This is a genomic window from Streptomyces sp. NPDC058632, assembly GCF_042717095.1.
Taxonomy (GTDB): Bacteria; Actinomycetota; Actinomycetes; order Streptomycetales; family Streptomycetaceae; genus Streptomyces.
Window position 1 is genome coordinate 1 of record NZ_JBHXQZ010000111.1, and the last position, 24,461, is coordinate 24,461.

The 24,461-nt window shown below is 71.3% G+C and carries 14 protein-coding genes and 1 pseudogene; 13 read left to right on the forward strand and 2 right to left on the reverse strand.

Annotation, left to right across the window (positions count from 1 at the left end; genetic code table 11):
* The first annotated feature begins 390 nt into the window (after positions 1–390).
* The 7 genes from tsaB (at position 391) to ACFWVE_RS30610 (ending at position 14,893) form a co-directional block, all read left to right on the forward strand.
* Complete coding sequence (gene tsaB / locus ACFWVE_RS30580) at positions 391–1,044, forward strand: tRNA (adenosine(37)-N6)-threonylcarbamoyltransferase complex dimerization subunit type 1 TsaB (protein WP_384020977.1); 654 nt, start codon at positions 391–393, stop codon at positions 1,042–1,044.
* Positions 1,045–1,082: 38 nt separating this feature from the next.
* The gene (rimI, locus tag ACFWVE_RS30585; protein ID WP_384021013.1) at positions 1,083–1,670 is read left to right on the forward strand and encodes a ribosomal protein S18-alanine N-acetyltransferase; all 588 of its coding nucleotides are present in this window, start codon (positions 1,083–1,085) and stop codon (positions 1,668–1,670) included.
* Positions 1,663–2,790, forward strand: a complete 1,128-nt coding sequence (tsaD, locus tag ACFWVE_RS30590; RefSeq protein ID WP_384020980.1) for a tRNA (adenosine(37)-N6)-threonylcarbamoyltransferase complex transferase subunit TsaD — start codon at positions 1,663–1,665, stop codon at positions 2,788–2,790. The genes rimI and tsaD overlap by 8 nt, the downstream gene beginning before the upstream one ends.
* Entirely contained in the window at positions 2,787–3,056 is a 270-nt protein-coding gene (locus ACFWVE_RS30595) for a hypothetical protein (RefSeq protein WP_384020983.1), read from the forward strand. The genes tsaD and ACFWVE_RS30595 overlap by 4 nt, the downstream gene beginning before the upstream one ends.
* 148 nt (positions 3,057–3,204) lie before the next feature.
* Positions 3,205–7,551 carry a LamG-like jellyroll fold domain-containing protein gene (locus ACFWVE_RS30600; protein ID WP_384020987.1) on the forward strand — a complete coding sequence of 1,449 codons (4,347 nt, stop codon included), beginning with the start codon at positions 3,205–3,207 and terminating at the stop codon, positions 7,549–7,551.
* Between the two features lie 60 nt (positions 7,552–7,611).
* A complete protein-coding gene (locus ACFWVE_RS30605; RefSeq protein WP_384020990.1) occupies positions 7,612–14,445 on the forward strand; it encodes a polymorphic toxin-type HINT domain-containing protein in 6,834 nt (2,277 codons plus the stop codon).
* The gene (locus ACFWVE_RS30610; protein ID WP_384020993.1) at positions 14,435–14,893 is read left to right on the forward strand and encodes a hypothetical protein; all 459 of its coding nucleotides are present in this window, start codon (positions 14,435–14,437) and stop codon (positions 14,891–14,893) included. Before ACFWVE_RS30605 ends, ACFWVE_RS30610 begins: the two co-directional genes overlap by 11 nt.
* A 393-nt stretch (positions 14,894–15,286) precedes the next feature.
* Here the strand turns inward: ACFWVE_RS30610 and ACFWVE_RS30615 are convergent.
* A pseudogene (locus ACFWVE_RS30615) lies at positions 15,287–16,099 on the reverse strand (glycoside hydrolase family 3 protein); the annotation flags it as partial.
* Positions 16,100–16,311: 212 nt separating this feature from the next.
* Here ACFWVE_RS30615 and ACFWVE_RS30620 point away from each other — a divergent pair.
* Both ACFWVE_RS30620 and ACFWVE_RS30625 read left to right on the forward strand, forming a co-directional pair.
* Positions 16,312–17,370, forward strand: coding sequence for a LacI family DNA-binding transcriptional regulator (locus ACFWVE_RS30620; protein ID WP_384020996.1), 1,059 nt, complete (start codon positions 16,312–16,314; stop codon positions 17,368–17,370).
* Positions 17,371–17,747: 377 nt separating this feature from the next.
* Complete coding sequence (locus ACFWVE_RS30625) at positions 17,748–18,788, forward strand: LCP family protein (RefSeq protein WP_384020999.1); 1,041 nt, start codon at positions 17,748–17,750, stop codon at positions 18,786–18,788.
* A 43-nt stretch (positions 18,789–18,831) separates the two neighbouring features.
* Here ACFWVE_RS30625 and ACFWVE_RS30630 read toward each other — a convergent pair whose 3' ends face one another.
* Positions 18,832–20,085 carry a methyltransferase domain-containing protein gene (locus ACFWVE_RS30630; protein WP_384021002.1) on the reverse strand — a complete coding sequence of 418 codons (1,254 nt, stop codon included), beginning with the start codon at positions 20,083–20,085 and terminating at the stop codon, positions 18,832–18,834.
* Between the two features lie 112 nt (positions 20,086–20,197).
* Here ACFWVE_RS30630 and ACFWVE_RS30635 point away from each other — a divergent pair, with 112 nt between their 5' ends.
* The 4 genes from ACFWVE_RS30635 to groL all read left to right on the forward strand — a co-directional run bounded on the left by ACFWVE_RS30635 (position 20,198) and on the right by groL (position 24,342).
* Entirely contained in the window at positions 20,198–21,130 is a 933-nt protein-coding gene (locus ACFWVE_RS30635; protein ID WP_384021005.1) for a polysaccharide deacetylase family protein, read from the forward strand.
* Positions 21,131–21,183: 53 nt separating this feature from the next.
* Positions 21,184–21,936 (forward strand): polysaccharide deacetylase family protein, encoded by a 753-nt coding sequence (locus ACFWVE_RS30640; protein ID WP_384021016.1) that lies wholly within the window; start codon positions 21,184–21,186, stop codon positions 21,934–21,936.
* 354 nt (positions 21,937–22,290) lie between these two features.
* Complete coding sequence (gene groES, locus ACFWVE_RS30645) at positions 22,291–22,599, forward strand: co-chaperone GroES (protein ID WP_266079104.1); 309 nt, start codon at positions 22,291–22,293, stop codon at positions 22,597–22,599.
* Positions 22,600–22,716: 117 nt separating this feature from the next.
* Positions 22,717–24,342 carry a chaperonin GroEL gene (gene groL, locus ACFWVE_RS30650; RefSeq protein WP_384021010.1) on the forward strand — a complete coding sequence of 542 codons (1,626 nt, stop codon included), beginning with the start codon at positions 22,717–22,719 and terminating at the stop codon, positions 24,340–24,342.
* Positions 24,343–24,461: the final 119 nt, after the last annotated feature.

Here is a 24,461-nt window from a genome sequence, read left to right on the forward strand (position 1 = left end):
CCGCCCGCGCGGGCGGCGGGCCGGGCGGCCGGCGCGTTCGCGGATGCCTGGTAGCCGAGGACGCCCACCGTCAGGAGGGCCGCCGCGGTCAGCCCCGCCACGATCGCCGAGCTGTTGCCCGCCATCGCCGTCACCACCTCTGTGCCTCTGTGTATCTGTCCTCTGTGCCGCGCCTCTGCACCTCTTGTGCCGCTCGATGTCGCCCCGCGCCGCTCACGGTCGCCCCGGCCGTTCCGTACCACCCGGCGACGAACTTTCGGGGGCGTTGCGGATCGTCACGGATCGTCCAGGATCGTCCCGTAGTGTGCATACGTCGGTGTGACGGTAGCAGTACGTGACCGTCCGACCGGGCCGTCCGACACGGGGCGCGGGGAGCCGTAGGCTGTTTGTGTGCTCCTGCTCGCTCTGGATACCGCCACCCCTGCCGTCACCGTCGCGCTGCACGACGGCGACGACGTCATCGCCTCGTCGAGTCAGGTGGACGCCCGCCGCCACGGCGAACTGCTGCTCCCCGCGATCGACCGGGTGCTCACCGACGCCGGCCTGAAGGCGGACGCCCTCACCGGGATCGTCGTCGGCATCGGCCCCGGACCGTACACCGGGCTGCGGGTCGGCCTGATGACCGCGGACACCTTCGGGCTCGCGCTCGGTGTCCCCGTGCACGGTGTGTGCACGCTGGACGGCCTCGCGTACGCCGCGGACCTGGAGGGCCCCTTCGTCGTGGCGACCGACGCCCGCCGCAAGGAGGTCTACTGGGCCCGGTACGCCGACTCGCGCACCCGCCTCACCGACCCCGCCGTCGACCGGCCCGCCGACGTCGCCGGTCGGGTCGCGGGGCTGCCCGCGGTCGGCGCCGGCGCGCTGCTGTACCCCGACACCTTCCCCAAGGCGCACGAGCCCGAGCACGTGACCGCCGCCGCCCTCGCCCGGCTGGCCGCCGAGCGGCTGGCGGCCGGCACGGAACTGCCCGAGCCGCGGCCGCTGTACCTGCGTCGCCCCGACGCCCAGGTCCCCAAGAACTACAAGGTGGTCACCCCCAAGTGACACGAGCGACAGGGCCCGAGAAGGTCGCACTGCGCGAGATGCGCTGGTGGGACATCGAGCGGGTGTTCCAGCTGGAGCGCGAGCTGTTCCCCGAGGACGCCTGGTCACGGGGGATGTTCTGGTCCGAGCTGGCCCATGCGCGCGGTCCCGCCGCGACCCGCCGTTACGTGGTCGCCGAGGAGGACGGCCGGCTCGTCGGATACGCGGGGCTCACCTCCGCCGGCGCGGCGGCCGACGGCGACGAGGGCACGGGCGAGGCGACCGGTGTGGCCGACGTCCAGACCATCGCCGTCCGCCGGGACCAGTGGGGCACCGGCCTCGGCTCGCGGCTGCTGACGGAGCTGTTGCGGGCGGCGACCGCGTTCGAGTGCGCCGAGGTGCTGCTGGAGTGCCGGATCGACAACGTCCGGGCCCAGAAGCTGTACGAGCGCTTCGGCTTCGAGACCATCGGGGTCAGGAAGGGCTACTACCAGCCGGGGAACGTGGACGCCCTGGTGATGCGGCTGACCGGCCCGTCCGCCTCCGTCACCCCGGCGACCCCCGTGGACCCGGTGGCCCCCACGGCCGCCCCCATGGCCCCCGTGAACCCCGCGAACGGCGTAGAAGGAACCGAGACCCATGGCTGACGAACCCCTGGTGCTGGGGATCGAGACCTCCTGCGACGAGACCGGTGTCGGTGTCGTCCGGGGCACCACCCTGCTGGCGGACGCCGTCGCCTCCAGCGTCGACGAGCACGCCCGCTTCGGCGGTGTCGTCCCGGAGGTCGCCTCCCGCGCCCACCTGGAGGCGATGGTGCCGACGATCGGGCGCGCGCTGAAGGAGGCCGGGGTGAGCGCCCGGGACCTGGACGGCATCGCCGTCACCGCCGGTCCGGGGCTCGCCGGCGCGCTGCTGGTCGGCGTCTCGGCGGCCAAGGCGTACGCCTACGCCCTCGGCAAGCCCTTGTACGGCGTCAACCACCTCGCCTCGCACATCTGCGTCGACCAGCTGGAACACGGGCCGCTGCCCGAGCCGACGATGGCACTGCTGGTCTCCGGCGGCCACTCCTCGCTGCTGCTCTCCTCGGACATCACCTCCGACGTCCGCCCGATGGGCGCCACCATCGACGACGCGGCCGGCGAGGCCTTCGACAAGATCGCGCGCGTGCTCGACCTCGGTTTCCCCGGCGGCCCGGTCATCGACCGGTACGCGCGCGAGGGCGACCCGTCCGCGATCGCGTTCCCGCGCGGGCTGACCGGGCCGCGCGACCCGGCGTACGACTTCTCCTTCTCCGGTCTGAAGACCGCCGTGGCCCGCTGGATCGAGGCCAGGCGGGCGGCGGGGGAGGAGGTCCCGGTGCGTGACGTGGCGGCCTCCTTCCAGGAGGCGGTCGTGGACGTGCTCACCCGCAAGGCGGTACGCGCCTGCAAGGACGAGGGCGTCGACCATCTGATGATCGGCGGCGGAGTGGCCGCCAACACCCGGCTGCGGGCACTGGCCCAGGAGCGCTGCGAGGCGGCCGGCATCCGGCTGCGCGTGCCGCGTCCCAAGCTGTGCACGGACAACGGCGCGATGGTGGCCGCGCTGGGCGCGGAGATGGTCGCCCGCAACCGGGCGGTGTCCGACTGGGACCTGTCCGCGGACTCCTCCCTCCCGGTGACGGAACCCCACGTACCGGGCGAGGCCCACGCGGATCCGCGCACGCATGCGCATGCGCACTCGCACGATCACGTGCACGAGGTCGGCGGGGAGAACCTGTACTCGTGACCGTCGCGCTGATGTGGGAGGCACGGGCCGTGTCCGGCCGCGGCGAGGCACTGCTGACCTGGACCGGGGAGCAGCTGCGCGAACTGCCCCCCGATCCGCCACCCCTGCGCCGTGAAACCTTCCGCGCCCCGCAGGACCGGGTCCTGGTCATCACCTGGTGGGACGCCCCGTACGACGCCGAACTCCCCGAACTCCCCGACCCGCCCGGGGACCTGGTCACCCGCGCGGTGCACCGGTGGCGCTTCGATTCGGTGACGGCGGACTGACTCGGGTCCCTTCACCGCTCGTTCACGATCGACTGATCGAGTTCGCCGTTCCGCTGAAGGGAATTCATCATTCCTCCCCCAGCGGCTCCTAATTTGACGTGGTCACAGCAAGATCATGTCCGGGGTGCGTGGACGGGGGAGGGACCTCATGGTTCGGCGTGCGCGCGGTCGCCGGAGGACGGGCGGCTCCATCACGACGGTTGCGATCGCGGCGGCGATCGGAGCGACGGTCGGGCTGCTGCCGTTGGGAGCGCTCCCCGCCGAGGCGGTGGGTCCGGCGGCGACGAGGGCGGGGACGACGGCCTCGGCGGCGAGCGGCACCACCGGGGAACCGGTCGCCACGGCCACCGAGGAGGAAGCACTGCGGCAGGCCGGGCGTCTGGGCCGCAACGTCGAGGTGCTGTCGCTGCGCGGCGAGTCGAGCGAGGTGTACGCCACTCCCGAGGGCGATCTGGAGGCCCGCGAGTATCTGCGTCCGGTCCGGACCCGGATCGAGGGTGAGTGGAAGACCATCGACACGGGACTCGCCGCCGTGGGTGAGGGCCCGGACAAGGGCATGATCGCACCCAGGGCGGCCTCGGTCCGGCTCGCGTTCTCCGGTGGCGGCGACGGCCCGCTGGTGCGACTGGAGCGGGCCGGGCGGGCCCTCGAGCTGGAGTGGCCGGGTGACGTACCGGCACCGCGGCTGGACGACGACACCGCGGTCTACCCCGACATCCTCCCGGGCGTGGACCTGCGGCTCGCCGCACGGCCCGAGGGCTTCACCCAGCTCCTCGTCGTGAAGTCGGCGGAGGCCGCCGCGAGTGCGGAACTCGACGAGCTGCGGCTGCGGTTGGGCTCCGAAGGGCTGACCGTCCAGGAGACCGTGAACGGTGGCCTGGAAGCGGTGGACGAAGGTGCGGGCAGCGTCGTGTTCGAGGCGCCCCGGCCCGTGATGTGGGATTCCAGCACGGGGGAGGGCACCGCGACGTCCACGGAGCCCGCGTCGGTCGTACGGCCTGCCGCCTTCCCGGCCGAGGCCGCGGACGCCGAGCCCGGCGCCACCGAATCCGGCCGGCTCGCCCCCGTCGATGTGGCCGTCGGCGGGGACGAACTCGTCCTCACCCCGGACCGGGAACTGCTCACCGGCGACGAGACCGTCTACCCGGTCTACATCGATCCCCAGTGGTACACGCCACGTGCCACCGCCTGGACGATGGCCTCCAGGTACTGGGCAGGCTCCCCCCAGTGGAAGTTCAACGGCGACCCGGACGCCGGCCTCGGTTACTGCGGCTGGAACTACTGCAGCCCGTACGACGTGAAGCGGCTCTTCTACCAGTTCCCGACGACCAAGTTCGCGGGCCGCAGCATCCTTTCCGCCGAGTTCGTCGTCCGCGAGACGCACGCCGCCTCCTGCCAGGCGCGTGAGGTGCAGATCTGGCGCACCAAGGGCATCAACTCCTCCACCACCTGGAACAGCCAGAACGCCTCCGGCTTCTGGGCCGACCACCTCGAGACCCGCAGCTTCGCCCACGGCTACGACGGCTGCGCCTCGGCCGACGCCGAGTTCAACGTGAAGACGGCCGTGGCACAGGCGGCGGCGGGCAAGTGGCCGACCATCACCCTCGGGCTGCGCGCCACCAGCGAGGACGACCGCTACACCTGGAAGCGGTTCTCCGACGCCGGTCATCTGCGGGTCAAGTACAACCGCCCGCCGCCGCGGATCAGCACCTCCAAGCTCACCATGGACCCCGGTGGCGCCTGTGTGAACGGCTCCGCCCCGGTGCGGGTGCGATCGCGGGCGACCGTGCGGGCCAGCGATGTGACCGACCCCGACAAGGACCGGATCCAGGTGCAGTTCCGGGCGCTGTGGGACAGCGGTGACGGCTGGAAGCAGCGCTGGATCTCGGGCAAGAGCACCGACAAGGCGTCCGGCTCGGACTTCTCCGTCCAGCTGCCCACGACCGTCCCGCAGAACAAGACGGTCGGCTGGCAGGCCCGTGCCTGGGACGGCGGCCAGTGGTCCCCCTGGAGTTCGCAGAACGCGCACAGCTGCCACTTCGTCTACGACACCGCCCTGCCCGTCGGACCGTCCGTCACCTCCCCGCAGTACCCGCGCTCCGACGACGCCGACCCGAACGACCCCTGGTGGGACGGCGTCGGCCGGTACGGCACCTTCACCGCCGACTCCTCCTCCACGGACGTCACCAAGTACTGGCTCGGCCTCAACGGGCCGCCCACCAGCAGCCGCACGCTGACCACCTCCGGCGGCAGCGCCAGGTCGACGAAGATCATGCCGACCAGAACCGGCGTCAACTTCGTCACCGCCAAGGCCTTCGACGCCGCCGGCAACGCGTCCGAGACCCGCACCTACTACTTCCGCGTCCGCTCCGGCCAGCCCGACCGGCTGTCCTGGCAGCTCGACGAGGGCACCGGCGCGAGCCAGGTCATGGGCGAGGGCGGCAAGTGGCCCGCTTCGATCAACGGGGCCAGGATGGGCGCGGAGGGCGTCTCGGGGAACGGCGTGGAGTTCGACGGTGTGGACGACCACGCCGCCACCGATTCCCCGGTGCTCAACACCGGCAAGAGCTTCTCCGTGTCGGTGTGGGCGAAGCTGCCCGGCGACCATGCCTCCACTCCGCTGGCGGCGGTCTCGCAGTCGGGAGCCCACCTCAGCGGGTTCGAGATCTACTACTCGACTGCCCTGAGCGGCTGGGCCTTCCTGCGGCACTCCCAGGACACCGCATCGGGCGCGACCGTGACCCGGGCCCTCCAGCCCGCCTGTCCCCCGGGGGACACCGCGTGCGTGGCGTCCCGGCACGACAGATGGACCCACCTCGTCGGTGTGTTCGACAACGTCAACCGGGTGATGAAGCTGTACGTGGACGGCGACCTCGTCGCCACCGAGCCCTTCACGGGCACTCCCTGGGACGCGCGTGGCCGCACCATTCTCGGCGCCGCCTCCCACTACGGAGCCATGGACGACCACTTCAAGGGCACCCTCGACGAGCTGCAGCTCTTCGACTACCAGCTCACCGACGGACAGGTGACCCGGCTGCACAGCCGGCAGCCGGTGGACACCAACCGTCCCGCGAAGCTGGTCTTCCCGCTCGACGAGGCGGAGGGGGCCGTCGCACTGACCGGCCGCGCCCAGCAGGCCGCCGCACAGCTGAGGAACGGCGCCACGCCCGGTGCCGGTGGAGTCGACGGCGGCGCGGTCGAGTTCGACGGCGTCGACGACTACGCGGACGCCGGCCGCCCGATCATGGACACCCACCAGAGCTTCACGGTCTCCGCCTGGGTGAAGCTGCCCGAGGAGAAGGAGAAGCGGGCGATGACGGCCGTCGCCCAGGCCAGTACGGTCAACGCGGGCTTCGAGCTCTACCACTCCTCGGCGCTCGGAGGCTGGGTGTTCCTGCGGGAGCAGAGCGACAGGGCCGAGTCCACGGTGGTCCGCGCCACGCAGACCGCGTGCCCGGCGAACACCCACTGCTCGGCCGCACGGCTCGGCGAGTGGAATCACGTCGTCGGCGTCTACGACCTCGACACCGCGCAGATGCGGCTGTACGTCAACGGCACGCTGGAGGCCACCGCGGACTTCAACACGCCCTGGCTGGCCGTCGGTGAGGTCACGCTGGGCGGCGCCCACCACGGGGGCGAGCTGGTCAACCCGCTCAAGGGCGCGATCGACGACGTCCGGCTGTACGACCGGGCCGTCTCCGGCGACGAGGTGCGCCAGCTGTTCAAGCAGCACCCGGTGGTCAAGAGCCGCTGGAAGTTCGAGACGGCTTCCACGGCCACCCCGCCGGTCACTCCCGACGCCGGTCCCGCCGGTACGGGACTCGGCCTGTACAACGGCGCGGCGATCGGCTCCGGCTGGGTGGACGGGGGTCTCACCCTCGACGGTGTGAACGACTACGCCGCCACCGCGAGCGGCACGGTGCCCGTCGACACCTCCGCCAGCTTCACCCTCAGCGCCTTCGCGCAGGCCGCGGCCGCCCCGACCGGTGAGGTGGCGCTGCTCAGCGCCCCCGGAACCACCAAGGACGCCTTCTCGGTGCGGTACGTGCCCTCCGGGTCACCGGCGACCGACGGGGGCACCTGGCGCATCAGCACCAGCGGCGCGGACAGCACTGCCGCCGAATCCGCTCAGGTGGAGAACGGGCGGTTCTTCGGCCCCGAGGAGTGGACGCACCTCGCGCTGGTCTATGACGGCTTCGCCCGCGAGCTGCGGCTCTACGTCAACGGCGAGCTGGAGGAGGTCGCCTGCACGGACGCCGACGACGACGGCGTGCCCGATGTCACCGGCTGCACCGAACGGGTGTCGTACGCCGAGAACGTCGTGACCTTCAAGGCCGTCCAGTCGCTCCAGCTCGGCCGGGACCGGGGCGGGGCCTACTTCCCGGGTTCCGTCTCCGACGTCTGGACCTTCCAGGGCACCCTCGACGACCTGCAGATCGAGCACCTCGCGGTCGGGATGCCGGGGACCGGGACGACCCTCCCCGGCAACGGCTGACACGCCTCCCGCGCACCAGAACCCACCGCACCCCGACACCCCGTACGACGAAGGACGAGGATGAACGGTAGACCGCGGACGCGAGTCCGTGCCCTGCGTCGCCGCATCGCCCTGGCCTCGGCCACGGTCATGATCGGCACCCTGCTCCAGGCCGTGACCCAGCCCGTCTCGGTCGCGGCCGACCGCGGCACCGGCCGCCCCGGCCTTCCCGCGTCGGAGAAGCCGGTCGCCGTCTCGGCGGTCCCCGTGACCCCGCGTACGACGGCGAAGGGCCCGCGCACTCCGGCGAAGGCCCCCCGTGCCGCCTGGCCGAAGGCGGGCGCGGCGACCGTCGACCCACCCGAGGGCTCCTCGTCCGTCGTCCGGGCGAAAGGGCTGCCGCTGGCCGTGGGCGGCGAGCAGGCGCCCGAGAAGGTGCGGACCCGCTTGTTCGACCGTGAGGCCGCCGGGCGGGCGGGCGCGGACGGACCGCTGTTCAGCCTGGAGGCCGCCGGAGCGGCCACGTCCGGGAAGAGGACCGCCGTACGCGCGCGCCTGGACTACTCCTCCTTCGCCGAGGCATTCGGGGGCGGCTACGCCGACCGGCTGCGACTGGTCGAGCTGCCGGCCTGCGCGCTCACCACCCCGGGCAGGACGGCCTGTCGCGAGGCGACGCCCGTCGAGGCCGTCAACGACACCGAGTCGAAGACCCTCACCGCTTCGAAGGTCGCCCTGAAGGCGTCCGGCGCCACCGTTCTCGCGGCCGTCGCCGACGACGCGAGCATGGGTGGTGACTACAAGGCCACCCCGCTGGCACCGTCGGCGCAGTGGAGCACCAGCCTCAACACCGGTGACTTCTCCTGGTCGTACGCGATGAACGTGCCCGACGTGCCGGGCGGGCTGCTGCCGGGCGTGGGACTGTCGTACTCCTCCGGGTCCGTCGACGGCCGCTCCGGCAACACCAACAACCAGGGCTCCTGGGCCGGCGACGGCTTCGACCTGTGGCCCGGGTTCATCGAACGGCGCTACAAGTCCTGCGCCGACGACGGGGTGGAGCACGCCGACGGCGGCAAGCCGGCCGACCTGTGCTGGGCGTACGACAACGCGTTCATCTCCTTCAACGGCAAGGGCGGCGAGCTGGTACCGGACGGCACCGACACCTTCCGGCTGCGCGACGACGACGGCACCAAGGTCCAGCGGCTGCGCGGATCCGCCTCCGACGTGCGCTCCAACGGTGCCCGCAACGACGAGTACTGGAAGGTCACCACCCCGGACGGGGCCCAGTACCACTTCGGCTACAACCGGCTTCCCGGGTGGACGGACGGCAAGGAGGCCACCGACTCCACCTGGACCGCGCCGGTCTACGGCGACGACACCGGCGAGCCGTGCCACGCCTCGGCGTTCGCCGACTCCTGGTGCCAGCAGGGCTGGCGCTGGAACCTCGACTACGTCGTCGACCCGCACGGCAACGCCATCGCGTACTACTACGACAAGGAGTGGAACTCCTACGGCCGCAACCTGGACGAGAAGGCCAACACGCGTTACGTGCGCGGCGGTTCCCTCGACCGGATCGAGTACGGCCTGCGCTCCTCCGGCATGTACTCCGCGCAGGCCCTGGCGAAAGTCGACTTCACCAGCGGTGAGCGGTGCCTGCCGGACGCGGACACCACCTGCGCCGACATCGACGCGGACGCCTTCCACTGGTACGACACCCCCTGGGACCTGAACTGCGCGGAGAGCGCCACCTGCGACGAGGGCCGGCTCTCCCCGGTGTTCTTCACCCGCAAGCGGCTCACCTCCGTGGCCACCCATGTGCTGAAGTCCGGCACCTACGCGAACGTCGACTCCTGGAAGCTCGTCCACCGCTGGGGCATGGCCGACACCGACTACCAGCTGCTGCTCGACTCCGTGCAGCGCACCGGCCACAGCGGCACCCCGGCGATCACCCTGCCGAAGACCACCTTCGGCTACCGGCAGCTCGCCAACCGGCTGGACAGGACGGGCGACGGTTTCGCCCCGTTCATCAAGGACCGCCTGGCCACCGTCGCCGACGAGGCGGGCGGCCAGATCGACGTCGGCTACTCCGCGCCGGTCTGCGACGCGAACGCACTGCCGACCCCGCAGACCAACACCACCCGCTGCTTCCCCCAGTACATCGGCGGCAGCACCACCGACGACCCGGACCTGCACTGGTTCAACAAGTACGTCACCTCCACCGTCACCCTCACCGACCGCACCGGCGGCGCCCCGGACCAGATCACCTCCTACGACTATCTGGACGGCGCGGCCTGGCACTACGACGACGACGACGGGCTGACCAAGGAGAAGGAGAAGACCTGGTCGCAGTGGCGCGGCTACGGACACGTCCGGGTGAAGACCGGCGGGCAGGGCGGCGCGGCGGCGATGAAGTCGCAGACCGACACCTACTTCCTGCGCGGCATGGACGGCGACCGCCTCGCGCCCGGTGGCGGCACCAAGTCGGTCGGCGTCGGCCTCGGCACCGGTGAGGGCGACCCGATCACCGACCACGAGTCGGCCGCCGGGTTCGCCTACAGGACCGTGCAGTACTCCGGCCCCGGCGGCCCGGTGCTGGGCAAGACCGTGAACCGGCCGTGGCACCACGAAACCGCGAGGAAGGTCCGCTCCTGGGGCACGGTGACCGCCAACCTCACCGGCACCGCCCAGACCCGCTCCTGGACCTCGCTGGACGGCGGCGCGGGCGCGAAGTGGCGCACGACCACGACAGCCAACTCCTTCGACACCGTCGCCGGACGGATCACCCAGACCGACGACCGCGGCGACGACGCCACCACCGCCGACGACCGGTGCACCCGCACGTCCTACCCGGCGGCCGGCGCGATCCGCATCCTGCCCGCACGCGCGGAGACCGTCGCCAAGAACTGCGTCACCACGCCCGACCGCGCCAAGGACGTCATCTCCGACATGCGCACCGCCTACGACGGTCTGGCGCACAACGCGGCACCGACCAAGGGCGACGCCACGGCGACCGCGGTCCTCAGGTCGCACGACGGCACCACGGCCACCTACACGGAGAGCGGCGCCACGTACGACTCCTACGGCCGCAAGCTCACCACCACCGACCTCACCGGCACCGTCTCCGTCACCGCTGCCTCCGGAGCCCTGACCCGCACGGCGCGCACCGACGGCCGCACCACCACGACCGCCTACACCCCGACGACCGGCCACCCCGGCTCCGTCAAGGTCACGACGCCGCCCGCGACGCCCGGCAACAGCACCACCGCGCAGTCCACGACCACCTCGAACGACCCGGCGCGCGGAGTGCCGCTGACCCAGACCGACACCAACGGCAAGGTCACCAACTTCGCCTACGACGCGCTGGGCCGCTCCACCAAGGTGTGGCTCGCCGACCGGAACGTCGGCGACGTCCCGACCTACGAGTACACCTACCGGGTCACCGAGGACAGCCCGATCGCCGTCGGCACCAAAATCATCGGCAACGACAGCGCCCGGATCACCTCGTACGTCCTCTACGACGGCTTCCTGAGGCCCCGCCAGACCCAGGACCCCGGCCCCGGGGGCGGACGGCTGCTCACCGACACCTTCTACGACGAACGCGGCCTGAAGGCCAAGGAGTTCCTGTCCTACCACGACGAGTCCGCGCCCTCCACGACCCTGGTCGGGCCGCAGGACGCGCTCGACGTGGAGACCCAGAACCGCTACTCCTACGACGGCCTCGGCCGACAGACCGAGCACCGGCAGATCTTCGGCAACGGCGACGGCGGCCGGGTCCTGGGCACCACCCGCACCCTCCACGGCGGCGACCGCACCACTGTTGTCCCGCCGGCCGGCGGCACCGCCACCACCACGCTCACCGACGCCCGCGGGCAGACCACCGAGCTGCGCCAGCACCACGAGCGGGCCGCGGAGGCCTCGTACGACACCACCACGTACGCCTTCACCCCGGCCGGCGCCCTGTCCCGGGTGACCGACCCGGCGGGCAACGAGTGGGGCTACGAGTACGACCTGCTCGGCAGGATGAAGCTGTCCGAGGACCCCGACAAGGGCAGCACCCGCTACCACTACGACGACCGCGGCCAGCTCACCTCCACGGTCGACGCCCGCAACACCACCCTCGTCAACGTCTACGACGGTCTCGGCCGCAGGACCGAACTGCGCTCCGGCTCCACGACCGGACCCATGCGCGCCGAATGGACCTACGACACGATCACCGGCGCCAAGGGCCACCTGGCCGAATCCACCCGCTACGGCGACGACGGACTGGCCTACACCTCGAAGGTGGTCGCATACGACCGGCTCTACCGGCCGTTGCGCACCTCGGTCACGATCCCGGCCTCCACCGCCAACACCGGCCTGTCCGGCACGCATCTGTCGGCCACCGCGTACAAGGAATCCGGTCTGATCGCCAGCGTGGGGCTGCCCAGGGCCGGCTCCCTGGCCGCCTCGACAGTGGCCTACGCCTACGAGGACGACACACTGCGGCCCATCGCCGTGGACGGCCGTGAGGGCATCGAGGCCACCACGTCGTACAGCCTGACCGGCCTGCCGCTCCAGTACGAGCTCTCCAACGCGGGGGGCAAGAAGGCCTGGGTCACCAACGAGTACGAGCCGGGCACCCAGCGGCTGTCGTACACCCGCGTCGACCGCCAGGACGTCGCGGGCGTCGACCAGGCCTCCACCTTCCGCTACGACGAGGCCGGCAACGTCCTGTCCGTCTCGGACACCTCACGCTCCGGCACGGACAACCAGTGCTTCACCTACGACCACCTGCGGCGCCTGACGGAGGCGTGGACGCAGGCCACCACCGCCTGCGCGGACACGCCCGGCGCCACGGTGCTCGGTGGTCCGGCCCCCTACTGGACCTCCTACACCTACGACAAGACCGGCAACCGCAGCACCGAGGTCCAGCACGACACCACCGGTGACACCACGAAGAACGTCACCAGCACCTACGACTACCCGGCCCCGGGCGCGACCGCGGTCCGCCCGCACGGCCTGAAGGCGGTCACCCGCACCGGTCCCGGCGTCACCACCGGCGACTCGTACACCTACGACGCCACCGGCAACACCGACACCCGCACCCTGGGCGACGGCACCACGCAGGACCTCGACTGGGATGCCGAGGGCCGGCTCGCCAAGGTCACCGAACCGGTCGAGGGCGGCTCGCCCGAGGTCACGGAGTACGTCTACGACGCCGACGGCAACCGCCTGATCGCCCGGACGCCGACCGAGACCACCCTTTACCTCGGCGGCACCGAGATCACGGTCGCCAAGGGCAGCACCACGCCCAAGGGCACCCGGTACATCGACCTCGGCGGCGGCCACACGGCCGTCCAGGCCGACGACGGTACGGTCTCCTTCACCACCGCGGACCACCACGGCACGGCGCTGCTCGCCATCGACGCGGCCACGCAGCAGGTGAGCCGGCGCCGTTCGCTGCCCTTCGGTGACGTCAGGGGCGAGGAACCGGACGTCTGGCCCGGCACCAAGGGCTTCGTCGGCGGTACCCAGGACGCCTCCACGGGCCTGACCCACCTGGGCGCCCGCGAGTACGACCCGGCGACGGGCCGGTTCCTCTCGGTCGACCCGATCATGGACCTGACGGATCCGCAGCAGATCAACGGCTACACCTACAGCAACAACAACCCGCTCACCTTCTCCGACCCGTCGGGCCTGTACTGCGACGGGTGCAGCGTCAACAACCCGGACTCGGTCTGGGCACCGGACAAGGGCCACGGGCCGGGCTGCACGACCTCCGGCTGCTACGACAAGGACGGCGACTTCCTGTACTCGACCTCCGGTGGCGGCGGGGGAGGTGGTGGGACCACCAAGAAGTCCCAGAACTCCCCGGCGAAGACGATCAACGTCACCGAGAAGAAGGGGACGATCTGGATCGAGAACATCCGGGTCCCGGCCGCACGCGAGCTGGAGGCGATGTTCCCGCAGTACGAGGAGAAGGACCGGATCGAGGCGTGGGCGGAGCGCAAGTGCTACGCGCAGGACGCCAACACGAAGGCGTTCTGCGGCGCGGCCGAGGCGCTCGGCATCATCCACCACGAACAGACCCTCTTCGACAAGATCGTCGTGGCCCTGGTCACCCCTGACATCGACGCCTGGAAGAGCTGTCTGAGCGGCGACAGTGTCAAGGCCTGCGGCTCGGCGGCCCTGGACCTGCCGTGGGCGCGGGTGTTCAAGGGCGCGAAGATCGTCAAGGCCTGCAACAGCTTCGTCCCCGGCACCGAAGTCCTGATGGCGGACGGCACCACCAAGCCCATCGAGGACGTCGTCATCGGCGACAAGGTGCTGGCGGCGGACCCGAGGACGGGGAAGACCGAGGTCAAGACGGTCACCGCCGAGATCACCGGCGAGGGCCCGAAGAACCTGGTGACGATCACCCTCACCGTCGACGGCGTGCAGGTCGGGCTCACCGCGACGGACGGCCACCCGTTCTGGGTGCCGGGCCTCGACGAATGGATCGACGCGGACCGGCTGACCGCCGGCCAGGAACTGCGCACCGCCACCGGAAAGACCGTACGCATCACCGGCATCGCCCGTGCGCAGCGCCCGGCCACGGTCCACAACCTGACCGTCACGGACCTGCATACGTACTATGTGCTGGCGGGCGCCACTGCAGTGCTCGTGCACAATGACGGCGGATTCGACTGGGAGAAGGCGCTAGAAGAACTCAAGGACAACTGGGATCCGGGTGATCTGGACGATGACGGATACCATGCGCCGCGGGGAAACCAGGCGGAGAACAAGGAATTCAAGGATGCGCTGCGCGAGATCGAAGGAAGCATCGGTCGCCAGATAACTCCGGAAGAGCGTCGAAGCCTGCACGAAAGAATCACGGGGCAGGGATACGGCTATCACCGAATCGTGGAAGAAGGCAAGGGGCTCTTCGGTGGCTGCTGACGATCGAACGTCCGAGATTCGACGGCTCCTTCTGGGAGCGACGGTTCACTCCGTCGGCAGGGCGGCTGACATGGGCGTGGTCGAGTTCGCCGCCCGCCACGACGAGGTGATCAATGCTCATCTGCAATGCCCTTTCCGGATTGTGCAGGAAGGGAAGTTGCTGATTGGTTCACGTGACATGAGGTACGCGCAACGAGGGGCTGGAGCGGAAGCATTCGACCGGTTCGAGACCGTCTATGACTCCCGTGCTGCGACATTGAATGGAGTTCTTGAGCGGCTTCGACCGGTAGTGGGGGAGGTGGCTCTAGGTGATGCGGGAAGTGTCACCGTGGAGTGGCAACCCGGTTTTCGGCTCGAGGTCTTTCCTGACTGTTCCGGCTCCGTGGAATCCTGGAGGGTTTTCGTGCGCGGCGGTCGACACGTCGGATTCCCTGAGGGCGTCGTCTGATCCACGGTGGCCAATGGGGACAAAGCCTGCATCAACGGCTTCCAGGTAAGGCGCCGACCGTGATCGACGCCGGAGTCACATGTGACCGGAAGGCGAACGCGGCCTACGTCTCGTTCGCCGATCCGCAGGCGCCCTCGAAGGTGGCGCGCATGTATCCCTGTGATCCGGCCGAGGTCGGGGGCGTGATCAACCTCGACTTCGACAAGGACGGGTGCCTCGTCGGTATCGAGGTGCCGGCGGCCGGTTCGAAACTGCCCCCCGTACCTGCTCGACGGAGCGGAGCGGATCGACACGGAGGGTGCCTGACGTGCCGCCTGCGCCCGCCCCTGCGCGCAGGGCTCCTCCGCCTCCGTCCCGCACAACGGCCGTCGGTCCGGGCCGGGTTCGCGGAGGGAACCCCCACTCCTCCCGCAGGAGCTTGGTCAGCAGGGCGGGGCCGGCGGATACGGGCACGCCGTCCGTCTCCGTGTACGCGGCCATCACCGGGCGCGCCCCGCCCTCGCGCAGCGCCATCTCGAACGGCGGCAGGGTGACGTCGGCGAACTCCCGCACGCCCGCCCGCACGGGGGCGAGATTGCGGGCGCCGGCCGAGGAGGCGTACCCGGCGAAGTGCTTGAGCGTGGCGGCCACCCCGGCGGACTCCAGCCCGCGCACATAGGCGGTGCCGATGATGTCGATGGTGCCGACCGGGTACGGGTCCTCGCCGATCGTCTCCTCCACCCTGCCCCGGCGCGGATCGCGTACGACGTCCAGCACCGGCGCGAGGCCCTGGTGGACGCCGACCGAACGCAGGTCGTGACCGATGCGGCGGGCCATCTCCTCGACCGGCTCCGGGTGGAAGGCGGCGCCCCAGACCAGGGGCACCGGGTAGGGGGTGGCCTGCCAGGCGGTGAATCCGGCCAGGCACTCCTCGTGCGCGAGTGCCGGGATGCCGAACCTGCCCGCCCGCGCGATCAGGCGCTGGGCGCGGGCCGGCGGCTGTGTGCCGAGGTCCGGGTCGACGGGGGCCGTGCCGAAGGGGCGGGCGAGCCGGCCGGGACCGTGGGTGATCAGCTCGTCCCAGTCGCGGTCGGAGGTCATGTCGTGCTGGTACGGCGCGACTCCCTCGCCGTCCGTGTCCGCGCCCACCCACACCCCGTACAGCTGGGCGGTCCTCTCCTACAGGGGCATCCGGGCGAGCAGGTCGTCGACACGGGCGGCGGGCAGGACGGGGTCACGCCAGGACGGGGTTGGTCATGAAACTCCTGTCGGGGGACGGAGGACCCTCTCACAGAGGTTCAAAGGTGCTTTATGGCTGCCGGGTCGGCGCCGGGTCCATCGCGACCTGCGAATGTTTCGAAACATATATCGAATGTTCCGAGAATCCATGGCTTGGGGAACACTTCGTCAAGAGGGCCCGCAGGGATACGATCGCGGCCATGACTTCCTCGCAGCCCGCCGAAACCCGGACGCGAGGGCGCAGCGCGCAGACTGCGACCCTCGCCGAGATCGCCCGCGAGGCCGGTGTCTCGGCACCGACTGTTTCGAAGGTCCTCAACGGCCGTGCCGATGTCGCCCCCGCCACGCGGAGCCGGGTCGAGGAACTGCTGCGTGCCCACGGCTACCGGCGCCGGCGCGCCGAGGCCACCCGTTCGCCCCTGATCGACCTGGTCTTCCACGAACTGGAGAGCGCCTGGGCGATGGAGGTCATCCGGGGCGTGGAGAACGTGGCGAGGGACGCGGGGCTGAGCGTCGTCCTCTCCGAGAGTGCGGGCCGCCTCACCCCGGGGCGGACCTGGGCCGACCAGGTCGCCGCGCGCCGCCCGCACGGGGTGATCCTCGTCCTGTCCGGACTCGACGAGTCCGGACAGGCGCTGCTGACCAGCCGCTCCATCCCGTTCGTGGTGATGGACCCGGCCGGTGATCCCGGCACCGACGTGCCCTCCGTCGGCGCGACCAACTGGCAGGGCGGGCTCGCCGCCACCCGGCACCTGATCGAGCTCGGGCACGCCAGGATCGGGGCGATCAGCGGGCCCTCGCAGATGATGTGCAGCCGCGCCCGCATCGACGGCTACCGGGCCGCGCTGGAGACCGGCGGACTTCCGGTGGACCCCGGGCTGGTCATGACCGGCGACTTCCACCACGAGACCGGGTACCGCCAGGGCCTCGCCCTGCTGCGCCGCCCCGACCGGCCCACCGCGGTCTTCGCAGGCAACGACCTCCAGGCGCTCGGTCTCTACGAGGCCGCGCGTGAGCTGGGTCTGCGGATTCCCGAGGACCTGAGCGTGGTGGGGTTCGACGACCTGCCGGTGGCCCGCTGGGTGGGGCCGCCGCTGACGACCGTACGGCAGCCGCTGACGGAGATGGCGGAGGCGGCGGCCAGGCTGGTCCTCGACCTCGGCAAGGGCGAGGACCCCGTGGCCGCCGCGACCCGGGTGGAACTGGCGACGAGCCTGGTGGTGCGCAGCAGTACGGGGGCGCCGCCGGCCGGAGGATGACGGTGGTCGGGCTTGCGGGCGTCGGCCGGCACGGCCCGAAGGTTGTCGCCGACGTTTCCGAAAGTTTCGGTGCGCGCGGTGGGTGAGTCCGGGCTGTGAAGTCTGAGAACTTCACGAGAAAACGGTCCGGGAGGCGCTCGTTGTCATAATTCGGACTTACGTTCCTGTCCGTGATGGAACATGAGGGCCACGACGGGGGCTCCCGCGAGGGGCGAGGCGAGGGGCGCGACGAGGGCCACGGTGACGGACGCGACGGAGGCGGGAGCGAGGTGCCTTCGGACGCGCCCTCGGATACCGCCGAAGACGCGGACATACGGACGGCTCCGCCGGCGGACCCGGTGACGGCCCCGCCGGCGGACCCGGTGACGGGCCCGCCGATGGATCGGCAGCCGGTCCGTCGCCGGGTGCGGGCCCTGAAGTTCACCGGCCTCGCTCTGGCGGGCACGCTGGTGCTGGGCGCCGGGGCGGCCGGCTGGGCGTACTGGAAGCTGGGCGACAACATCAACAGCGTCGACATCAACAGCGCCCTGGGCGACGACCGTCCGCCCCGGGGGACGACGGCGGCCTCGGATCAGGGCGCTTCGGCGTCCGCCTCGGCCTCGCCCCTGCCGACGGGGTCCCTCAACATCCTGGTGCTGGGCTCGGACTCGCGCAGCGGCGGGGAGAACCGGGCGCTCGGTGGCGGCGACAGCGGCGGGGCCCGTTCCGACACGGCCATGGTCGTCCACCTCGACGCCGGCCGGACCGCCGCGACCGTGGTCAGCATCCCGCGCGACACCCTGGTCGACCGCCCGGCCTGTCCGCTGCCGGACGGCGGGTCGACGCAGCCGGTGTCCCACGCGATGTTCAACAGCGCGTACGAGGTGGGCGGGCCGGTGTGCGCGGTGAAGACGGCCGAGCTGCTCACGGACGTCCGCATGGATCATTACGTCGAGATCGACTTCACCGGCTTCGCCCGTCTGGTCGACGCGCTCGGCGGCGTCACCGTCACCACGGACGAGGACATCGACGACGACCTGAGCCGTCTGCACCTCGAAGCGGGCACCCACCACCTGGACGGCACCGAGGCCCTGGCCATGGCCCGCACCCGGTACGGCACAGCGGACGGCAGCGACCTCGGCCGCATAGGTCTCCAGCACACGCTGGTGAAGGCGCTGCTGGACCAGATCGGGAGGCAGGGTCTGCTGACCGACCTCACCGAGCTGTACGGCATCGTCGACGCGGTCACCAGCAGCCTCACGATCGACACCGGCCTGGACTCGCCGGCCGAGCTGACCCGCTTCGCCCAGAGCCTGCGGGGCCTGTCGTCGTCCGCCGTCACCACCGTGACGATGCCGGTGCTCCCGGCGCCCTGGGACTCCAACCGGGTGGTGGCACAGCAGCCGGAGGCGGAGGAGCTGTGGGCGTCGCTGCGGTGAGGCGCGGCGCGCGCCGGGGAGGGGGTCCGGGAGCCCGCGGGCGTCAGCGCACCGGGTGCCCGAGCAGCATCGTCGGGGCGCCGGCGACGCGGGTGAGGAAGACGGTGACGGACGCGGTGCCGTTCGGTTTGGGGAGGGCCTTGCGGCGGAGTTCCTCCGGTTCCACCGCCGAGCCGCGCTTCTTGACGGTCAGGGTGCCGACCTGACGCTCCCGCAGCAGTGCCTTCAGCTTCTTGACGTTGAAGGGGAGCCGGTCGGTGATCTCGTAGGCGGTGGCGTACGGGGTGGGGCGGTGCGCGTCGGCGGTGATGTACGCGATGGTCGCGTCGATCAGCCCTCCGTCGAGGTCCTGCGCGACCTCGGCGACGAGATGCGCGCGGATGACGGCCCCGTCGGGCTCGTACAGGTACCGGCCGGGCGGACGCACCGCCGGGTCGGGCAGGCCGCGGGAGAGGAGCGTGCGCGGGCCGGGCAGCAGGGTCGCGCGGATCGCCGGGGCCACCGCACCCCCTGACCCGGCGGCCGCCCGTCCGGTGCCGAACCACAGCACCGCCTCCTTCACGTCCCCGCCGTCCGAGATCCACTCGGCCTCGGCGTCATCGGGGACGGCCTCGTGCGGGATGCCCGGAGCGACCTTCAGGGCGGCGGCGCGGGCCGCCCCGCGGGCCGCCTCGACCGCCCAGGACAGCGGGGGCGAGTAGGCCTCGGGGTCGAAGATGCGGCCCCGGCCGCCGCGCCGGGCCGGGTCGACGAAGACGGCGTCGTACCCGGCCGTGTCCACCTCCGTGACATCGGCCTCCCGTACCTCGATCAGCGCGGCCAGGCCCAGCGCGTCCGCGTTCGCTCGGGCCGCCGCCGCGGTGAGCGGGTCCCGGTCCACCGCAAGCACCCGGACTCCGGCGCGGGCCAGCGCGATCGCGTCCCCGCCGATCCCACAGCACAGGTCGGCCACCGACGTCACGCCCAGCTCCTTGAGCCGCCGCGCCCGGTACGCCGCCACGCTCGCCCGGGTCGACTGCTCGACCCCGTTCGGCGTGAAGAACATCCGCCCGGCGTCCTCGGTCCCGAACTTCGCCGCCGCACGCTGCCGCAGCCGGGCCTGGCCGAGCGCCGCCGACACCAGCTCCGCCGGATGCTCACGGCGCAGCCGGGTCGCGACGGCGAGTTCCCGGGCCGGGTCGGTGTCGCGCACCTCGTCGAGGAGGGCGCGGCCCTCGGGGGTGAGGAGCAGGGCGAGGGGTGAGGCGTCGAGGGGCTGCGAGGAGGGCCGGGCGTGGGGCGCGGTGCGGTCGTTCACCGGCTCATTGTGGGCCAGGCGCGGGTCCGGTGTCGGCCAGTCGGTGGACGGTGTGCCGCCGGCCGCGGTGTCGGGCCGGGTCCGGTGCGGGGGACTGCGATGATCCGGCTCCATGCGAGTAGTAGGACAAAACGACAAAAGGCGGTCACGGGGCGGCGTACGGGCCGGTGTCGCCGTACTCACCCTCGCCACCCTCGCCCCTCTCGTCGCGGGCTGTGGAAAGGACTCCACCGACCCGGACCCGGCTGCGGGCGGCCGGCAGCCCCTCCACGCGCCCCCGGCCCGCGCACTCGACTCCTACGCCACCAGGCTGCGCGCCGCGCACGCCGCGCGCGTGGCCGCCGTGAAGCGCTGGGGGCTCGAGCGGGTGCCCCTGACCGCCCCGCCCGCACCCCGGGAGAAGCCCCGGATCTCCACCCGTAAGGGCTTCGAGGTCGACGGCCACCGGGAACTGGACCTCCCCCCGGTCTTCACCACGGTTCCCACCGAGGAGAAGGTCGTCTTCCTCACCATCGACGACGGCGCCGAGAAGGACCCCGCGTTCCTGCGCATGATGAGCGAGCTGAAGATCCCGTACACCGCGTTCCTCAGCGACTACGTGATCAAGGAGGACTACGGCTACTTCGGGAGGATGCGGGACCGGGGCGTCGGCCTGCACAACCACACCCTGAACCACCCGTACCTGCCCGGCCTGTCCTACGCCCGCCAGAAGCGCGAGATCTGCGGCATGCAGGACGTCATCGAGAAGCGGTACGGCGAACGCCCCGTCCTCTTCCGCCCGCCGTTCGGCAATTACAACAAGGACACCCTGCGCGCGGCGAAGTCCTGCGGCATCGAGTACGCCCCGCTGTGGAACGAGGAGGTCTTCGTCGACCGCTGGGACTACCGCGAGTGGGACAGGGAGCTGCACCCCGGCGACATCGTCCTCTCCCACTTCCGGGGCCGCGACGACTGGAAGGGCACCATGCCCGACATGATCCGCCGCTTCCTGGACAAGGTCACGGCCGAGGGGTACGCGGTGGGGCGCCTGGAGGACTACCTGTGACCCGGCTGCCCCGGCTGCCCCGGTTGCCCCGGTTGCCCCGGTTGCCCCGGTTGATCCGGCGGGGGGCGGCCGCGCCGGTTCTCCTGGCGGTGCTGGCGGGGTGCGACTCGTCGGCCGGCCGGCCGGCCGTGGGCCCGACGGTTCGGGCCGAGGCGGGCAAGGGTGCCGGGGACAGCGCGGGCCGGCCGGCCGGCCGCGGTGGGCCGGGCCGCCTCCCGCCCGTCGTCGACCACGTCCCGACCCGGGACGAGGTCGTCTTCCTGACCTACGACGACGGCGCCGAACGCGACCCCCGCTTCATCGACCTCGTACGCGGCCGCCGCCTCCCCGTCAGCATGTTCCTCACGGACAGCGTGGTGGGGCCCGGTTACGGCCACTTCGCCCGGCTGCGCTCGGTCGGCGCGAGCCTGCAGAACCACACCCTCGACCACCCCGCCCTGCGCGGCCTGCCCTACGTCGGTCAGCGCGCCGAGATCTGCGGCCAGCAGCGCAAGCTCGGGGCCCGCTTCGGCATCCGCCCCCACCTGTTCCGCCCGCCCTACGGCACGTACGACACCACGACCCTCCGGGCCGCCGCCGACTGCGGCATCGCGGCGGTCGTGCTCTGGCGGGTCACCCTGGAGGGTGACGGCACCCTCGCGTACACCCGCGGCGCGCACCGCCTGACGCCCGGCGACATCATCTCCGTCCCCGCGGGCGGAACCCCGGCCCTGACCCTGGCGGATCGGACGACGCGACTGCTGCGCGAGCTGGAGGAGCGGGGGCTGAGGGTCGGGAGGCTGGAGGACTATGTCCGGCGCCCCTGAGTCCTCGGGCGGTCACTGACGAGCACCGCTCACGATCCAGCCTGTCCGGCGATTGGAGACGGGGCCGTTCGGGCCGAAGCGGGGGTCCGGGGGGCGGCGGTCACCAGGGGACGATCACTCGAACACAGGTCCGCTTTCCGGGTCGGCGTGCACGGGAATCCCGGCGACGCCACGCGGTGAATTGGCACTCCGCTTGACCGAGTGCTAATCGCAGTCATAGTCTCAGGTCTGGCACTCCCCACTGGAGAGTGCCAACACAGCGACGGGCAGGTCCGGCACCCGCGACGACGGATCGACCTGGTCGCCACCTCAGACAGTTAACCCCGTGAGATCTCCGAAGGGGGAGGTCGGATCGTGACGACCGCCAGCTCCAAGGTTGCCATCAAGCCGCTCGAGGACCGCATTGTGGTCCAGCCGCTCGACGCCGAACAGACCACGGCTTCGGGCCTGGTCATTCCGGACACGGCCAAGGAGAAGCCCCAGGAGGGCGTTGTCCTGGCCACCGGCCCCGGCCGCATCGAGGACGGCAAGCGCGTCGAACTCGACGTGAACGTCGGCGACGTCGTGCTCTACAGCAAGTACGGCGGCACCGAGGTGAAGTACAACGGCGAGGAGTACCTCGTCCTCTCGGCCCGCGACGTTCTCGCGATCATCGAGAAGTAAGTCACCTCGTAGCAGATTTGCTCCGAACTGCGCCCCTGGTCCCGACACGCTTACTGAGCCGGGCGCCCGGGGCGCAGTGTTTTCTCACCCCAGATTTCCGAGAGGGCTCCCGCTGCCATGGCGAAGATCCTGAAGTTCGACGAGGACGCCCGTCGCGCCCTTGAGCGCGGCGTCAACAAGCTTGCCGACACGGTGAAGGTGACGATCGGCCCCAAGGGCCGCAACGTCGTCATCGACAAGAAGTTCGGCGCCCCCACCATCACCAACGACGGTGTCACGATCGCCCGCGAGGTCGAGGTCGACGACCCGTTCGAGAACCTCGGTGCCCAGCTGGTCAAGGAGGTGGCGACCAAGACCAACGACATCGCGGGTGACGGTACGACCACCGCGACCGTGCTGGCCCAGGCACTGGTCCGCGAGGGCCTGCGCAACGTCGCCGCCGGCGCCTCCCCGGCCGCCCTCAAGAAGGGCATCGACGCCGCCGTCGCCGCGGTCTCCGAGGACCTGCTCGCCTCGGCCCGCCCGATCGACGAGAAGTCCGACATCGCCGCCGTCGCCGGGCTGTCCGCCCAGGACCAGCAGGTCGGCGAGCTCATCGCCGAGGCGATGGACAAGGTCGGCAAGGACGGTGTCATCACCGTCGAGGAGTCCAACACCTTCGGTCTGGAGCTGGACTTCACCGAGGGCATGGCCTTCGACAAGGGCTACCTGTCGCCGTACTTCGTGACGGACCAGGAGCGCATGGAAGCCGTCCTGGACGACCCGTACATCCTCATCACGCAGGGCAAGATCGGCTCCATCGCCGAGCTGCTGCCGCTGCTGGAGAAGGTCATCCAGGCCAACTCCTCCAAGCCGCTGCTGATCATCGCCGAGGACGTCGAGGGCGAGGCCCTGTCGACCCTGGTCGTCAACAAGATCCGCGGCACGTTCAACGCCGTCGCGGTCAAGGCCCCCGGTTTCGGTGACCGCCGCAAGGCGATGCTGCAGGACATGGCCGTCCTCACCGGCGCCACGGTCGTCTCCGAGGAGGTCGGCCTCAAGCTCGACCAGGTCGGCCTGGACGTGCTGGGCTCCGCCCGCCGCGTCACCGTCACCAAGGACGACACCACGATCGTCGACGGCGGCGGCAAGAAGGAGGACGTGACCGGTCGCATCGGCCAGATCAAGGCCGAGATCGAGTCCACGGACTCCGACTGGGACCGCGAGAAGCTCCAGGAGCGCCTCGCGAAGCTGGCCGGCGGCGTGTGCGTCATCAAGGTCGGCGCCGCCACCGAGGTGGAGCTGAAGGAGAAGAAGCACCGTCTGGAGGACGCCATCTCCGCGACCCGCGCCGCGGTCGAGGAGGGCATCGTCTCCGGTGGTGGCTCCGCGCTCGTCCACGCCGTCAAGGTCCTCGAGGGCAACCTCGGCAAGACCGGCGACGAGGCCACCGGTGTCGCGGTCGTCCGCCGCGCCGCCGTCGAGCCGCTGCGCTGGATCGCCGAGAACGCCGGCCTCGAGGGCTACGTCATCACCTCCAAGGTCGCCGAGCTCGAGAAGGGCAACGGCTTCAACGCCGCCACCGGCGAGTACGGCGACCTGGTCAAGGCCGGCGTCATCGACCCGGTCAAGGTCACCCGCTCCGCCCTGGAGAACGCCGCCTCCATCGCCTCCCTCCTCCTGACGACCGAGACCCTGGTCGTCGAGAAGAAGGAAGAGGAGGAGCCGGCCGCCGGTGGTCACAGCCACGGCCACTCCCACTGAGCACCGCGCGTAACGGACGTCGGTAACCGACGCCGGTAGCAGACACGGAGGCCCGGCCCCCCAGCCCCGCGGTGGCCGGCCGACCGGGAGCGCCCCGGGTAGCCGTAGACGGCCCAGGC